The following is a 15,192-nucleotide window of genomic DNA, read 5'->3' on the forward strand; positions in this document are numbered from 1 at the left end:
TTTCTAATTGTTAAGGTAGTTTGAAAATTGTTCAATCATCATTACTCTATGAGCGTCCATATTTTGATAATTCCAATTATTTTTTTCAAAGATTATATCTGATTTAAGCGAATCTAATCTTTTTTTCTTTATAAATTCTGTTCTTTTTACTGCGTACATCTTGTTACTATACTCTGAGTTCATGCTAGAGGTTAGCAATACTAAATTTCCAAAATCATCAAGCTTTTGTTTTTTCACTTCTTCCGAATCGGAAACGTTATAAATCAAATCGGAATCATGTGGGTTTTGTGTTTGAGGGCAAATATGCTCTACCGAATTTTTGGCAGTCATTCTATAGTTTTCCCAGAGTTTCTTTACATCTTCTGTTTTATATGCAATAAGCTCTTTTCGGTTCATCCATAAAATAAAATCAAGTTTGTAAAACCAATAACTAGCAAACTTTGTCCCATCTTTTAAATTTAAAACAGCTGTAACAAAATCTACGTTACCACTCATCTCTGTTTCATCTTTGGTTAACATACTAAAACTTAATTCTTTTAGTTTTGCAGTTCTTTCATTACAAAACATGGCGTTATCAAGCTGCTTTAAATACTTAAAAAGTATCGTTTCATCTACATCATCTTCTAACATTTTATTTAAAAATGGCGTTAACCAATACTGTGTAATTAATTCTTGCGAGTGGTAAAGCATGCTTTGTAATAACGCAAATTTCTCATTAGTATCTGGACTTACTCGCCTTACAGAAATTGTTTCTTTATATTTTGATTTATATAATTTTTTAATCAAATGCGTTTCTTCGTGATTGCTATCTGGATTGGTAACCCATTTAATAACATACTTATCAAAACGCACTCTAACCTGCCATAAAAGTTTAAAAAAATCAGTAACTATATTTTCATCGTTTAGAGTTTCGTTTTTAAAAGCATCTTCAAATATTTTTATCAGATTTTTTTCTTTTACTTCTGCGCTTTCTTCAGGCTTTAAATTTTTAAACTTTTTAAATTGAAAAATACGCAAGGTATGCAGCAAAAGCATCGGAAAAGTAATTATGCTTCTTACCTGTTCTGAGCTATATTGGGTTTTATCTTCCTTAGAATTATCATTGGCTTCTAGAAATTTAGCATCACTAATAATCTTTAAAAGATTTATAGAACCTTCCTTTTCTTCAAATGCTTTTAATTTAGGTAAAATATCAATTGGTACTTCTTCATACTTATCTTCATTCTCTGTAACTTTATCCGGAAACAATTCTCCCCATGTAAAATTAGCAGTGTCTTTTAAACTTTTTTCTACATATTCATCCATAACAGAGCATGCATCCCAAATCATTGCATATTTCTCTCTATCAGGGTCGTGCTGTAATCGATGAAGTAATCTAGACTTTAAAATTTCGTGTTGCTGTAATTGTACACCTCTATTATTCATTGCCTCAAACACTTTGTTTTCATCAGTATTTACAGGCATTTCTGTAGCAATCAAGCGAATGTTTTTAAAAATATATTCTGATAATTTATCTAAATTTATATCCTCTACTTCTTTACTATCGTTGTTAAAATAGGTTTCGATTGTTTTTTCAGCTGAAGAAATAGCTTTTAATTCCTCATTTTCAGAATTAGTCAGTATAAAATTGTGTTTAGAAAAATACTTATTTGCAAAATCTCTTACAGAAAAATGTAAACGGCAATCAAAATTGTTAGATTTATCGTTTGCAGTGCTATCTCCATTGGTATAAGTAAATTGTTCTAAACCACCTCTATTTAAAAACTTACTTATTAACCACAATGTAGTAAACCTTTGTTGCCCGTCTATTAAATCAAATTGCTTTTTGTTGTTTTTTATAACAACAATACCACCTAAGAAAAAAGGTTTAGTGGTATCTGTTAAAAATGCATTTTTAATATCTCCTAATAACGTATTTATTTGTTCCTCTCCCCAAACATAAAGCCTTTGATACAAAGGAATATTAAACCTTAAATTATTAGAAACTACTTTGCTTAAAGTTATTTCTTCAGACTTAATATCAATAAGATGCTCGTTACTTTCTAATAAGTCTATCATTTATCCAGTCTCTTTTATTTAACATGGTTTCTGTTTCTTTTTTGTAATACCACTTTACTGAATTGTAATAATTACCTCTTACACCTGAGAAATTTTCATTAGCATTATTCCGATATAAATTATTATCGGTAATACTAATTAAAAAACCAAACACTTCTTGTGGCTCATAACTCATATCAATTACATCTAATAAATTTTGTGATTGATCTCTTAATATTTTTATTATGGTTTGAGCAACAATGGCTTTTTGTCCTAAACGGATACTTCCTAAAAAATAATCTAAATACAAAGCAAAGTCATATAGTTTTTCTCCTTTAAATTGGTCATAAAAAGAAATAGAACAGAGTTTAAAAAACCCTTTAAGATAATTATTGATATTGGAGTAAATTGTTTCGTAAAAATAAATAAATTCATTATTTGCCTTTTCTACAAACAAATGGTTATACAATGCGGTATATTTTTCTGCATATAAGAAAAAGCCAATCCCTTTTTGTATGGGTTGTCTTAATGTAAATGGATAATCCTTCTCTTTTGTATTTAACCATAAAGAATTAGTTTGTAAATTCACACCTTTTTTCTCATCAAACACTAGGTTTGAAGCGAGTGTATTAAAAGCATTTGGGTACAATTTAACCTCTTTTACATAACTGTTTTTACTGTTTTTCTGAAACGTATTTAAAATAGCTGTTTTTGACTCATATTCTAGCCATTTTCCTTTCCAATTTCTATTTCTCCATAAATAATTATCAAACAAATACTCTAGAAACTTCCCTTTGTTATTTGAATCCCATTTCCTTGCAAAAACTGCTTGAAGATCTTCACTATATTTCAATTCTCTTAAATGGTACGATTTTAAAAAATCAATAGCACTTAAAGGCACACCACGATTATTTTGGCTATCAAAAAAAGTAAATGCTTCATCTTCTGAAGGTGTTATAATAATTGTAAAAACTAATTTCTTTACAAGATCCTCAAAAAAATTCTTTATGAAACCATTATAAGAAACTAAATAGTCGTAGTTTTTCTTAATATTTTTGTGTGAAATATTAGACTTATAATTTAAATTAAAAATGTCTTCTGAATAACCACGAACACCAAATGCTTTTAGCATTAAAACTAAAGTAGTTATTCTTTGTTGTCCATCTATTATTTGATATTCATCATTTTTTTTGTACAATAAAACAGTACCTAAATAATAACTATCTGTATTACCTTGAAAAATATTATCTGTAAAAAAATGACTTTTTAAATCGCTAAATAATTGGTCTATTTTTTCTTTATCCCACACATAAGGCCTTTGATAATCTGGTATTGTAATATTACTTTTTCTTTTAAAAAAAGAATCAATACTTACTGTTCCAACTAATGTATTGCCTTGCTTAACATCTTTATTTAATACGTTCCCCATTATGCGTACAAATAGCTATTTAATTCCTTAATAATTCTCCCCGTTTCATTTTTAAACACTTTATCTAAACGCTTTAAACCTCCATCAACACTAAAAGGCGGTTTATTTAAATCTTCTAAAGTAATAATGGATTCTTTTTGCAGTTGTGCTTCTATTTTATCTAACCACTTTAATTGAATCTGGTTCCATTGATGTGAAGTTTTAAGCTTAGTAACTGCATTGGCTATACGCTCTTGATGACTTACTAAATTCTCACCTAAAGCAGACGTGCGGATATGTGCAATAATATCTGCTACTATTTCGGTATTAGTCACTTCTTTATACGCTGTATTCAGGTTGTTTTTATTAAAACCCTGAGTATCTAGTATTAATCGTAATTCTTTTAATTCGGTACGTGTTAAACTACTCGGTTTTGTGCATACAATGTTTAAAGCCGCAATTTCGTTTCTGTTATTATTTATAAATTCGGCGAAAGATTCTAGATAATCCTTAGGCTTTAGGTTTTTCTCGTAAGCACGTGACACCTCTTCCACTTGATCTTCATGGTCACTATACAAAGTGCCATAACCTAAAGTTCTCCCTTTTTCGCGATCTAGAAATTCCCATAAATGACTATAATCTTCAATAGATTGGTTAACATGGTCAATATCTATAGCCTTTAACTTTTTAGCAAAATCTCTAACGGTTGGTTCTCCTGAAAGAATTTCGAATTGCGCTTTCTGTTGCTCACTAAAACTAGAAACTTTACGCTGAATTTTTGCAATGATGCGGTCTAGCTTCACTTCCTTTGCATAGTCATCTTCAATAATAGCCAATTCTTCTACTAAGTTGGCGAAGCTTTTTGTAACTAAAGGTGCCACAGGTTTCATCACCTGTTCTTTAGACATAATTTCAGTAACACCTACGCAATCATATATTTTAAAGACATCCTTACCAATCTCATCACAACGTCTTGTGGCGCGACCAATCATTTGATCGTATAAAATACGTGAGTTTACCCGACGTAAAAACACCAAATTAGAAATACTTGGCACGTCTATTCCTGTGGTTAATAAATCTACAGTAACCACAATACTTGGATATTGATCGTTTTTAAATTTGCGTAGTAAATCTTCGCGATCATACACCTCTCCTGTAATTTTAACTATGGCTCCAGCATCTGCATCTTCTCCAAGCTCCGCGAATTCTTCATAAAGCAATCTTACAATAGTATCTGCATGCGCATTGGTTGCTGCAAAGATTAGAGTCTTTCCTTTGTTCTCTGGTAAAATACCATAAGTAGAAATCAACTCGTTTAAAATCACACGATTGAAATTTTCGGTGATTACTTTGCGATTAAAGCCTGTGATTTCTACTTTAATTTCATCGTCTGTAACACCTAAGTCTTTAATTTCATTCTCCTCAGGATCGTAAACTTTGACTTCATCACCTTTCTCCCAAACAATACCTCCTTTAGACAATGTAGTTTGAAACACATATGGTGGTTCAAAATCTATTAGATACCCTTCTATAACGGCTTGACGATACGAATACATAAATACAGGATCTCCAAAAATATCTTTTGTATGTAATGCTGGTGTTGCTGTTAAACCAATGCGGTAGGCATCAAAGTAATCTAATACCATACGGTATTTACTCTGAAAGTCGAGCTGGTCTCGAAGAATAAACTCTTCTTCGTCCATTTCCTTATCTAAAGTATAACCTCTATGCGCTTCGTCTACAACTATACAATCATAATCTCCAACACTAGGCGAATCATCAGAATACGCTATACGTTGTACCATACCTTGTACGGTTGCAAAGTGTATTTTTGTATCGAGCTCTGAGGCTTTATCTTCTAAATCTTGTAAATCATAAATTTGCGCAAAGGTTTGTAAACCTTCAATATGCACTTCCTTAAAAGCATCTGACGCTTGTTTTCCCAACATACGTCTATCCACCAAGAATAAAATACGTCTAAAGCGACCAGACTTAATTAATCGATAACACATACCAATCATGGTTCGGGTTTTACCTGTTCCTGTTGCCATAGCTAGTAAAGCACGCCTATCTTCTACATTATTAAGTATTTTTTGTTCTACCGCTTTGATCGCGTCAACTTGATACGCTCTTAAACCTAAACCACTTGGGTCTGATAATAAATCGTAATCTGTTTTTTTAAGTTTTTCTACCCCTTCGTTTTCATCGTAGTTTAACTTTTCGACCAAATCTCTTGGCGAAAACCAATCAGGTAACGGTCTGGCTAAATTTTTCTGGTCTCTTCCATCCCAAAACCAAATGCCAGAAGCAGTTTTAAACTGCTCTAAATAGGGTCTTCCATTAGTAGAAAACATAAATGGCACCTTATAAGTTGTACTATTGGGATGATTAGGAAACGTAATATTGTGATCATCAGTAATTAATTCGCTATAGGTTTTGGCTTGCCCTAAATCGCTCATTACATTTTTAATGTGCTTTTTGGCTTCGACTATACCAATAAGTTCTAAACCATTAAACAAAGCATAATCTGCCCATTTCGTTCCACATCTCCATTCGGCAATAGCCATTTGCCTTCCTTTTTGAGGAAGCGTTTTCTTCGATTTATAATTTAAAGTTGGTGTGTCACACTCCCAACCCGCATCTCTTAACTGCTTATCAATACGGTCTCTTGTTTCTATTTCAGATTCTTCGGTTTTCCTAGCCTTTGCATAAGCACGTTCCTTTCGTTCTTGCTTCGCTTCTTCAGAAATTTGAGTTTGCTCTTTAATCTTCTGTTCGTAACCAACAAGTTTCTTTTTATATTCTTCTAATTCTTCTTCTAACGCTTTAGTCCTAGAATCATTTTGAATGAACCAAGATGCCTCTGGCGTTATATAATCTTGCATAACATCCTCATTTTCATACACCTCTATAAACCATTTGGTTAAATAAAAGGTTTGCCTTAGCATGTAACGTGCTTCGGCTTGTGTCCCTTCACCTGAATGCGATGCTTTGTTACCAGATTTTCTTATGGTATGAAAAATAGAAATGATTTCGGCAGGTATTGCTGAATTGTTAGCTAAGATCCCTAACCTACTCACCTGTCTTTTATCGTAAGGCTCTTCGAGCTCCTCAAAATCTATTAAAAATCCTGAAAGCTTCTCTGCGAGAATTCTAAGCTTAGATAACGTTGTACTAGGATCCGTAAAACAATTACGTTCTGCTAGGATAGCTAGTTTAAATACATCAATATAATTATCTGCTAAGAAGCCAAAATTAGATTTAGCACTTGCTTGCAATATATGTTTTGTCATAGTTAGGCATTAGTTATCATATTCCGGCTATAAGGGAATGTATAAAAGTCAAACTAAGGGGTAGTCTATAAGGGAACACTAAAGATAAGAAAAGCTTCCATTTTTCAAAGTGAAACATCACATCCTTTTTGATAGGAAATTTAGAGTCACTACAAGCACACTACTTCATACCTCTATAGGTATTACTCCTTTTTGGTTTTTAGTTTGTAACTTCTTTCAGTATTTCTTAAACCTTCCTCTTCTTTACACAACATCAATATTTTAAAAACTTAGTTTTTCTTTTTGAATAAGGTCCACATGAGACCTAACGCCACAATGACATCTACCCCATTCCATAGTTCTCTTCCTAAGGCTATTTTGAAAAAGGGTTGAAAAAGCAAGGCTAGTGCTCCGTAAATTATCATTTCGGTTTTGTTATCTTTTTCATTAGCATTATAAGCCAAAAAACCAAAGCCTATTAATGCCGCAAACCGCACTAATTGATAGAAGCCGTAGGGCATGTCTAGCAAGCATAACCCTAACAGGATTACCAATGTTATTTTTATAAGGACTTCTTTATGCATTGTTTTGTTTAAAGCTGTAACCGTATTAACTTTTGTGTTTACATTACTTTGGCTGCTAAGTATTTTTGCACCTCGTACACATCGATACTTTTATTGAATTTTTTGCTTACGGATGGTAAGTTTTCACTTGATATCCAGATTTTAAGCTCGGCATCTAAGTCGAACGTCCCAGAGGTTTCTAAAGAGAATCTTGAAATGCTTTTATAAGGCATAGACTTGTATTCTACTTTACTGCCGGTAATGCCTTGTACGTCTATGAGTATTAAGCGTTTGTTAGTGAACATGAACACGTCTCTAAAGAGTTTAAAACCGAGTTCTATTTGCTCATTATCGGTTAATAAGCGTCCGTATTTTTCGTTAAGTTGCTCTGTTGATGCTTGGCTTGCGTTACCTAATATTTTGTTTAGTAGTCCCATTGTTTGTTTTGTTTATTTAATATGCTCTAAATTTAAAAATCCTTATCCTTTTTTATCCTTATCCATTATTTTTTTGCGGGCATGAATACAATCTATAAGATCACTTAATGTTGGTAGCACCTGCCACTGCTATTTTTGGTTTTTCGTTTGCAACGGTTACCGGCTTTTGTTTTCCCTGTACATTGGGTTGCTGTGGTATTTTTAGAAGCCGTATTTGTTGGTGTTGTGTTACTCGATTTTAGAGCTGATGGCTTTGTATTACTTGCTGTTGGCTTACATACTTTACAAGCTGCATAACCTAAAGCGATTGCTTTTTTTAAATCGATCTCTTTTTTAGAATACTTAAGATATCGGCAATTCGTTTTATGATACTTCTCTCCTGTTTGCGTTGTGTATACCGATTGAGCTACTGCAATAGAACTAAAAGTAAAAGTTAAAAAAAATAATAAAAGCCTTACTTGTTTCATTATTTAACCTTCTTTTTTTTATTACTTCTCCAAAGCCATGGTGCTATAGGTTTAGGATCATTCCAAAGGCCTGTTTTGTCTTTACGCGCTGTATCTTCTATATCTTGTAATGTAGCATCGTTAGAATACTTTACATAGTGCCAGGCATACCCTGCTTTTAATAACTCTTTACTTAGATTTTTATCTTTATCATAAATGACATTGGCTATATACCTGCCATAACGATCTTTACTTAACACTACAATCTCTATATTTTTGCCAAAAATAGCATCTGAAGCAAATTGTTTTGCACGGTTAGAGAACGGTTGTTTTCGTTCTGGGCAATCTATATTTGCTAAACGGACTCTGATTAAAGTAGAATCTTTCTGTAAAAGTTTAAACGTATCACCGTCTGTGATTGCGGTTACTTTTCCTGAAATTATTGTTTCTTTTACAGTATTAAAACTACTGAATGTTAATAGCAATATTATAAATGTGACTAAAGCCAACCAAGTCTTTTGCATTGTGTTGATTATAAGGTTAAATATATTACAATTGTAATGCTTATTTTTTTAAAATAAAGTCTTTAATAAGATTATCCAGGTTAGATGGTAATTCAGCTGTTTTAATAGCATAATGCTTTACTTTCATTTTATCAAACCAATCTGACCAGTATTTTTTCACAACATATTCTCCGAATAAATTATTTTTATCTGGATTAATGCCTAAAACTAATATTTCTAAGTTAGATAAGTCTTGATTTGTAGATATAAAGCCATAATCTTTTTCAGCCATTATAGTTTCCCAATTTTTAGTATTCAGTTTATTTTTTCTTAAAAATTGAGGTGTAATAAAAGTTGTTTGATTTTCATCTGAAATAGCACCATCTTCATGATAAATATATCCATCCGTAAAAATGATTAATATATTTCTTGAATTTTCATCTATACAATAATCTTCAACCTTTGTTTTAATAAACTTCCAGATATCTGAACCAACGTATTTTTTGTCCTCAATTGCTAATTCATATATTGCTTTGGGATTATCTTTATACACGGTTTTCAATTCTTCTAATTTCTCTAAAGAAGCGTTATTTTTATCAATATGATATTTTAAATTATTTGAAATTGCATTTATATTTTGGTTGGATGGCTCTGGATCAAAAAACAATTGAATTTTATCATCCATCTCCCTTACTTTCTTATGTGACAAATGTGAGTAAAATGCCTCTGAAACAGATTTAATATATGCTACATCTCTTAAATAGTATTGCATTGTTTCATTTTTATACTTGACTGGGTCAATTCTATCTGATAAATCTAACAGGAGACTTATATTTAAGTTCTTGTTTGAACTTTTAAGATTCACCTCAGTTAGATCATCCATTTTTATATCCTTTACATTAGCGGAATCCTCCTTACAAGATATGAAAGCGAAAAGTAGCACTGCTAACACTATTTTATATATTATATTTTTCATTTTATTAGTTTATTAGTTTAGTTAGTTTGTAGTAAAGACTACGTGTTGGTGATCCATATTCTCTAATTTTAATTCGCGTAGATGAGCTAAAGAGATATCTTCACAACTGTTTCTTAGATCATCCTTAGTATTTGAAGGCAGTGCAATAACTTCATTAATTGCCTGATACCAACCTTCTTTATATTGATAATGGTAGTGTAGATATTCTTTTACAGGAAATACGAATCCATCAATTTTAGATTGAAGTTCTGAAATCTTTCCTTTTATAGATGTTACCTCATGCTTTATCTCATCTATTTTTATCAGTAAACTACTTTTTTTCTCTTCTGTGTTTTTAATCTCTGCTTTCTTATTTCTTATAAAACTTTTAATCTTATCTACATTTTCATATTCTTTCATCACAAAATCAAAAACTAACCCCCAAATTAAATACACTACAAAACCTGCAAAAATAATTCCCCAAAAATTTACGCTTTCAAAAGCGATAGTTGGCGAGAAGCTTTCTCCCAAGACTCTTTCGAAATCAAATATTTTTTTCTCGATTAAATAAGCCAGAATGACATCAAACATGAAGGTTAATACAAATAGTGCAACTAATTTAACATGTGTAATCATTTTTTTTGTTTTTTGAAACATGTGTATTAAATACCCTAGCCCCATAAAAACAAACGGAATTGTACCAATAAAGACAGCCTCTAGCCATCCATCAGATACTGCTTTATTTAATGCATTGGCATCGAAAATAGCAGAGGTTAAACTCCCTGTCTCAAAGTCTTTAAAAAAAGCAGAATAAGATGCTGAGATGTAAAAAACAAACAAATAGATTGTAATAGGAATAAGTAATAACAAACCAATGTAGAATTGGGCATTAGGCCTTTTATCTACATCTATACCATATCGCTCTGGATTTTGCCTAACATCTATCATCTCTGACTTTGACTTATCGATATCCGTTATGAGGCTGTTTTTTTGTTCCTCATAAATGGTTAAAGCCGTTTCTCTTTTTTTAAGTTCTGTTCGTTCCTTTTCTTGAGCTTCTTTGTATGGTTGCTTAAGTATTTCTTGTTCGTTTAATTGTTTTCTACAAAGGTTTTCAAACGTATTGTATAAATTTTGCAGACCTACACCAAAAGTAACTGCATTACCTGACGCCTTAGTTGAAGCACCATACCCACTTTGATAGTAAGTAATTCTAATTTGTTCTCTCGCCTGCTCTGTGTTTTCTGTTAAAGGTTTAGATATATCATTACTCTTAAGCTTAAAAAGTTTCTTAATAGCTCCCATAATTTTATGAATTTATTTCTTTAATAATCTCTTCTTTGGTTACACCTTTTTTTGCACTATCAAGTAAATAGTCTGCTAACTCTGTGATGTTTTCATCTAAAAACTCAAATTTTTTGCAATACTTTTTGAGTGTGATATATTCATCATCTGTCACTTTTTCATCTGCCCAAATCATAATAGCTAAGTCATATAAATATTCAACCCTTAGCTCTAAAGATTCTGGTATTGAAGAATCATGAGATGGATTGAGCAAAATTTCATTCAATTGCTCTTTAGTTATATCTCTTTCTTCTGCAAACTTATAAAGCATCTGCATTTCGAGAACATCAAAATTATCATCGGAAAATGCCATTTGATAAAGTCTTAAGAAATGACTTTTTAATTCGGTAGATATCATTCGTGTTATTTTATGGTTGAATATCAAACTTATAACTAAAAAAAAAGAGAACCTTACGGTAAACCGTAAGTCCTCTTTTTTATTAAAAATAATTATAGTTATCACTATTTTTTTTCGTGATGATCCAATTAAGAGGTATGACATTCATTTGAACACGTTTTGCATCCATTGCTTCTGCTATAATATTTCTTTGCTTCCACAACTGCCAAATAACAGGCTAAGTATGTTCCTAAATATTTCTTTCTTGAAATTTTACCCAACCAATAACATCCTTCTTTATGAACCTCATGATCACCATTGTTTTGAGCTGTTTCATTTACATAATACTTTGACATCGTTTATAAATTTAAATTAGTAACTACACAAACCTAAAACTATTACAAATCAACTCCTTACGGATATCCTCAATTGAATAAAAATAAATTAAGAGGAATGAAATATGACTTGATTTCATTCCTCTAAATTGATAATCAACTTTGTATTATCCACCTATTACTGTCTCGGGTGGCGGTGGTGGTATTTCACCATTTTCACCACAACACGCTTGTGGGGCTACTTCATCTACCATATTTTCTGGATTACATGATAAAAAAATCGAATTGAGGAAAACCGTAAGTATTATAACATATATTTTTTTCATTTTGCTTTGTATTAAAATTGAACAATAGTGTGGCTGTCCGAGAAATTCTCAGATAGATTATTGGACTGCTACACAGACTATTTTGAGGTAGAAACCTCTATTAAGGGAAGTATGAAATCGAGACGTAAAAAGCACATTACCTTCCCAAAATATTGCGACTAATTACATTACGATTTCATTATAGAATTGAGATTCGTAAGTCTCATTACGAGTGAGACGGTTATCAATTCTGAAGCAAATGAATGGGTTTTATTTAGGAAACCATGGAAATACTTTGGAAAGGATATGGAAAAGAAATTCCACATTATTTCCATTATGAATTAGTAACTTTAAACTCTTTTAAATCAATAAAATGCATAAAAAACTACTCGACAAAGCTTTTAAAAAAGCAGGAGAAGACATTAAAACAGAAAGCGTAACACCAAGGGCACAATTGCTATCTGATTTTATTTTAGAAGATAGCAAAGCGCCGTATGGTGAGCGTATACTACGTGATAATTACAATAAAATAATTCATAATTCTGAAGAAGAGATTCGCTTAAAAAAACATGCAGAAGATGCACTGAGTCATTATTTAGGCTATACCGATTATCTTGATTTTATAGAAAAGCATAAGCCACCAACACTAGCAGCCCCTCTACATCTCACATCAGCACCTATTAAGGCAAAGCCAACTTATAGTCCTAAGCTGCTTGTACTCTTTCTATTATTATTAGTTATTGGAACCCTTGTCTATCGTTATACGACCAGACAACGTTGGATGATTTGGGAAGAAGATCATTATGTAGAAGTGAACTTTGATGTTGAGAAGCACTCCCTTAATCAATTGAAAATTTATAAAGAAGAACGCATTAAGCTGTTTAAGAAAGTTACGCCTGGTTGTGACTATTTATTTTTTGATAAACTTGGCAACGTTAGATTATGGTATGGGAAGAATAAAGAAAAAGATTTAGACTATTTTACTAGCTTAGGTTTACACCCTGAAACGGGAAAAACACTTAAACCCATAACATCCTACATGATTCATAAACACATCTGTACCCATTGATTCTACTTAACCGAAAAACTATTGTACGCTAGACCTCTCCACATTTACTTTTAGATTAAGTGTTGCTACGTCTGTTGTACATGACATTGTTGATTACGATAGAAACCTAATAAAAACATCTCATTTTCGACATATTTAGCTATATCCGTTTATCTGAGCTCCCGGCAGGAAAGCTTATTAAATTAAACATGGCTCGCATTCTGGATCTGACACGTTCGCCGTATTTATCTTCTATTTCTTCAGCGTTGAGGTTTGTAGTAAGGTGTGTTTTAATCCTTTTTTCTTTGAATAGATCGTAACGTGATATTAGAATTTCGCCCATTACATTACAATCTTTTCCGTAATGTCTTCCTATATGCTCTACTCCTAAATCGTCAAAACAGTATACTTTGTTGTCGCTATAGTCTTCAATCATTTTAAAGCCGATTCTATTAAAACCAAAAACAATATTCCGTGCTGGTATGACATTATAGCTTTTTCTATGTGGTACCAGGTATGGTAGTAATTGCATTAATGTTGTTTTGCCACAGCCTACGGGACCCGATAGTAGGATTCCTTTTTCTGTATCGATATTTAGTTTCTTGCAGTAGTCGTGATCTTGGATAAAATAACTTGCTAATTTTAATAAGAGTTGATGGTCGTCTTTGTAGATTTTGAAGTTTTTACCAAAGCGCATTTTTCCTTTTGCATCTAGGTAGGTACGTATTTTAGGAAAATCGTAAGAAATGTATTTACCATCAAAACTGCCTAACTGAAATTGCGTGGTGCCTTCGTAAATGATACTTGGGTTCTTTACATTATATGTGCTAGCTGTTTTTGTCATTTTGGAGTTCATTTAAGAGATTCCCGCCTTCGCAGGAACTAGAGTGGTTGATTATAGTCTTTGTTTCTTATAGTGTGTAGGTTGTCTTTGATTTGAGACTGTCGTTTATCATTTGTCCTCGTATCTCGACTGCGCTCGATATGACCTGCTCGAACTGACAACTCCTCTGATTTAAGCATCCAATTTTTAGCAGAAGCGTGCCAATCTTCCATTTTAATCTTTCCTCCAATTTTCCAGCCTATAGCGCAATAATGGTTATAGAATTTTTGGGCTTCTATTTCTGGCCATTTTTCTTTTTTAAAAAATTCTAAAACTTCATTTTCATTTTTAGGCTGCGGTAGTTTATAACTGTTTTCTATTGTTTGTATATGTTTATTAGAAGGTACCAGTGCTTGTCCTTGATTTGGGACAGCTAAGTCTAATGCTTGTTCCACTACTTGTCTTCCATTTGGGATTGTTGATTCCAAGTGACTTTGACCTTGTTTCTTGAGATTTTCGCTTTCGCGAGAGCTAAAGATGAGCATCTTAATTACCGATCCTTTGAATGGATTATGTGATGGTTCATAAACAAGGTATTTGTAATGATGTAACTCTTTGGTGCATCTGTGGTAGGTGGATTTAGAACCAATTTTGGACAGTTTCATTATATCGTCTCGATTGACGTGAAAACTGTTTCTAAAACGATTGTAGTTCCACACCTGAAAAAATGCGAGGTACAAACTAATGTGTGTTGGATTAAGTCTGGTGTCTTTTGAAAACTGACTAAATACTGCGTTGAGGTGCTTGATGTAATTAACTTCTGCCACAGCATCTCTTATGAAGCGACACGATTATCTTTGAGTACTTTTAGAATTTCTTCATACTCGTAGAGAATGATTCCGCCAATTTTACTGTAGGGCAGCGTCCCATTAATTCGTAGATTTTGAAGTGTTCCAGGACTTACTTGTAACATTTCCATAACCTCAGCTGATTTGATGTATTTTTTGGTTGTGGTTTTTGGGGTTTCTGCAAGTAGCTTTTTGAGTTCGCCAAATAGTTGCATTTTGAAATCGTAAAGGTCTTCTGTGGTTAAAATTGTTGTTGCCATTGTAGAATTTGTTTTAATGGTTATTAAAATGGTTAAAGATCCCCCTTTAGGAGGTTCCGCATTTAGTGCGGGGTAACTTAAAGTACTACCATATTGAGGTTTCACTCTCTATGATAGCACTTAGGTTAATTTAGTTCACGAACTTTTCTATTTTAACAAACAGGTGTTCATGAATCTATCGATTTGACTTTCGTTCTACAAAGCTGCTATTATTTGATTTATTTTCTTCGGTATGGCTTCGGTAGTACCGACTTATTTTAACATTTTTAAA

At 32.2% G+C, this 15,192-nt stretch carries 14 protein-coding genes; 1 reads left to right on the forward strand and 13 read right to left on the reverse strand.

The annotated features are described in order from the left end of the window. Positions 1–3: 3 nt before the first annotated feature. The 10 genes from HSX10_RS14515 to HSX10_RS14560 form a co-directional block, all read right to left on the reverse strand. Positions 4–2,058: a DUF262 domain-containing protein gene (locus tag HSX10_RS14515; protein ID WP_173588964.1), complete on the reverse strand. Its 2,055-nt coding sequence runs from the start codon at positions 2,056–2,058 to the stop codon at positions 4–6. After that, on the reverse strand, positions 2,036–3,466 hold the full coding sequence (locus HSX10_RS14520) for a DUF262 domain-containing protein (RefSeq protein ID WP_173588965.1): 1,431 nt from the start codon (positions 3,464–3,466) through the stop codon (positions 2,036–2,038). The genes HSX10_RS14515 and HSX10_RS14520 overlap by 23 nt, the downstream gene beginning before the upstream one ends. Beyond that, positions 3,466–6,738 (reverse strand): type I restriction-modification system endonuclease, encoded by a 3,273-nt coding sequence (gene hsdR / locus HSX10_RS14525; protein WP_173588966.1) that lies wholly within the window; start codon positions 6,736–6,738, stop codon positions 3,466–3,468. Before hsdR ends, HSX10_RS14520 begins: the two co-directional genes overlap by 1 nt. Positions 6,739–7,007: 269 nt before the next feature. Beyond that, on the reverse strand, positions 7,008–7,301 hold the full coding sequence (locus tag HSX10_RS14530; protein WP_173588967.1) for a DUF6804 family protein: 294 nt from the start codon (positions 7,299–7,301) through the stop codon (positions 7,008–7,010). Positions 7,302–7,339: 38 nt separating this feature from the next. Continuing rightward, positions 7,340–7,717 carry a PH domain-containing protein gene (locus tag HSX10_RS14535; protein WP_173588968.1) on the reverse strand — a complete coding sequence of 126 codons (378 nt, stop codon included), beginning with the start codon at positions 7,715–7,717 and terminating at the stop codon, positions 7,340–7,342. A gap of 104 nt (positions 7,718–7,821) precedes the next feature. Further along, positions 7,822–8,184: a hypothetical protein gene (locus HSX10_RS14540; protein ID WP_173588969.1), complete on the reverse strand. Its 363-nt coding sequence runs from the start codon at positions 8,182–8,184 to the stop codon at positions 7,822–7,824. Next, a complete protein-coding gene (locus HSX10_RS14545) occupies positions 8,184–8,687 on the reverse strand; it encodes a thermonuclease family protein (protein WP_254453251.1) in 504 nt (167 codons plus the stop codon). The genes HSX10_RS14540 and HSX10_RS14545 overlap by 1 nt, the downstream gene beginning before the upstream one ends. Before the next feature lie 40 nt (positions 8,688–8,727). Beyond that, a complete protein-coding gene (locus tag HSX10_RS14550; RefSeq protein WP_173588970.1) occupies positions 8,728–9,642 on the reverse strand; it encodes a hypothetical protein in 915 nt (304 codons plus the stop codon). A 21-nt stretch (positions 9,643–9,663) separates the two neighbouring features. Next, positions 9,664–10,926 carry a 6TM ABC transporter family protein gene (locus HSX10_RS14555; RefSeq protein ID WP_173588971.1) on the reverse strand — a complete coding sequence of 421 codons (1,263 nt, stop codon included), beginning with the start codon at positions 10,924–10,926 and terminating at the stop codon, positions 9,664–9,666. Positions 10,927–10,930: 4 nt separating this feature from the next. After that, positions 10,931–11,323, reverse strand: a complete 393-nt coding sequence (locus HSX10_RS14560; protein ID WP_173588972.1) for a hypothetical protein — start codon at positions 11,321–11,323, stop codon at positions 10,931–10,933. Positions 11,324–12,315: 992 nt separating this feature from the next. Between HSX10_RS14560 and HSX10_RS14565 the strand changes: the two genes are divergently transcribed. Further along, positions 12,316–13,011 (forward strand): hypothetical protein, encoded by a 696-nt coding sequence (locus HSX10_RS14565; protein WP_173588973.1) that lies wholly within the window; start codon positions 12,316–12,318, stop codon positions 13,009–13,011. Positions 13,012–13,150: 139 nt separating this feature from the next. Here HSX10_RS14565 and HSX10_RS14570 read toward each other — a convergent pair whose 3' ends face one another. From HSX10_RS14570 to HSX10_RS14580, 3 genes are read right to left on the reverse strand one after another with little or no spacing between them, the layout of a single operon-like run. Continuing rightward, on the reverse strand, positions 13,151–13,834 hold the full coding sequence (locus tag HSX10_RS14570) for a P-loop NTPase family protein (protein ID WP_173588974.1): 684 nt from the start codon (positions 13,832–13,834) through the stop codon (positions 13,151–13,153). 38 nt (positions 13,835–13,872) lie between these two features. Beyond that, positions 13,873–14,640, reverse strand: a complete 768-nt coding sequence (locus HSX10_RS14575; protein ID WP_173588975.1) for a hypothetical protein — start codon at positions 14,638–14,640, stop codon at positions 13,873–13,875. A gap of 8 nt (positions 14,641–14,648) precedes the next feature. Further along, positions 14,649–14,921: a helix-turn-helix domain-containing protein gene (locus tag HSX10_RS14580; RefSeq protein ID WP_173588976.1), complete on the reverse strand. Its 273-nt coding sequence runs from the start codon at positions 14,919–14,921 to the stop codon at positions 14,649–14,651. Between the last annotated feature and the right edge of the window lie 271 nt (positions 14,922–15,192).

The sequence above is a fragment of the Winogradskyella undariae genome (genome assembly GCF_013285155.1).
GTDB classification, from domain to species: domain Bacteria; phylum Bacteroidota; class Bacteroidia; order Flavobacteriales; family Flavobacteriaceae; genus Winogradskyella; species Winogradskyella undariae.

Excerpts from the sequence above, each read along its gene's own strand:
- HSX10_RS14515 (WP_173588964.1), bottom strand. The coding sequence starts at position 2,058 with ATGATAGACTTATTAGAAAGTAACGAGCATCTTATTGATATTAAGTCT.
- HSX10_RS14580 (WP_173588976.1), bottom strand. The coding sequence starts at position 14,921 with ATGGCAACAACAATTTTAACCACAGAAGACCTTTACGATTTCAAAATG.
- HSX10_RS14530 (WP_173588967.1), bottom strand. The coding sequence starts at position 7,301 with ATGCATAAAGAAGTCCTTATAAAAATAACATTGGTAATCCTGTTAGGG.
- HSX10_RS14550 (WP_173588970.1), bottom strand. The coding sequence starts at position 9,642 with ATGAAAAATATAATATATAAAATAGTGTTAGCAGTGCTACTTTTCGCT.
- HSX10_RS14535 (WP_173588968.1), bottom strand. The coding sequence starts at position 7,717 with ATGGGACTACTAAACAAAATATTAGGTAACGCAAGCCAAGCATCAACA.
- HSX10_RS14555 (WP_173588971.1), bottom strand. The coding sequence starts at position 10,926 with ATGGGAGCTATTAAGAAACTTTTTAAGCTTAAGAGTAATGATATATCT.
- HSX10_RS14545 (WP_254453251.1), bottom strand. The coding sequence starts at position 8,687 with ATGCAAAAGACTTGGTTGGCTTTAGTCACATTTATAATATTGCTATTA.
- HSX10_RS14560 (WP_173588972.1), bottom strand. The coding sequence starts at position 11,323 with ATGATATCTACCGAATTAAAAAGTCATTTCTTAAGACTTTATCAAATG.
- hsdR (WP_173588966.1), bottom strand. The coding sequence starts at position 6,738 with ATGACAAAACATATATTGCAAGCAAGTGCTAAATCTAATTTTGGCTTC.
- HSX10_RS14570 (WP_173588974.1), bottom strand. The coding sequence starts at position 13,834 with ATGACAAAAACAGCTAGCACATATAATGTAAAGAACCCAAGTATCATT.
- HSX10_RS14540 (WP_173588969.1), bottom strand. The coding sequence starts at position 8,184 with ATGAAACAAGTAAGGCTTTTATTATTTTTTTTAACTTTTACTTTTAGT.
- HSX10_RS14520 (WP_173588965.1), bottom strand. The coding sequence starts at position 3,466 with ATGGGGAACGTATTAAATAAAGATGTTAAGCAAGGCAATACATTAGTT.
- HSX10_RS14565 (WP_173588973.1), top strand. The coding sequence starts at position 12,316 with ATGCATAAAAAACTACTCGACAAAGCTTTTAAAAAAGCAGGAGAAGAC.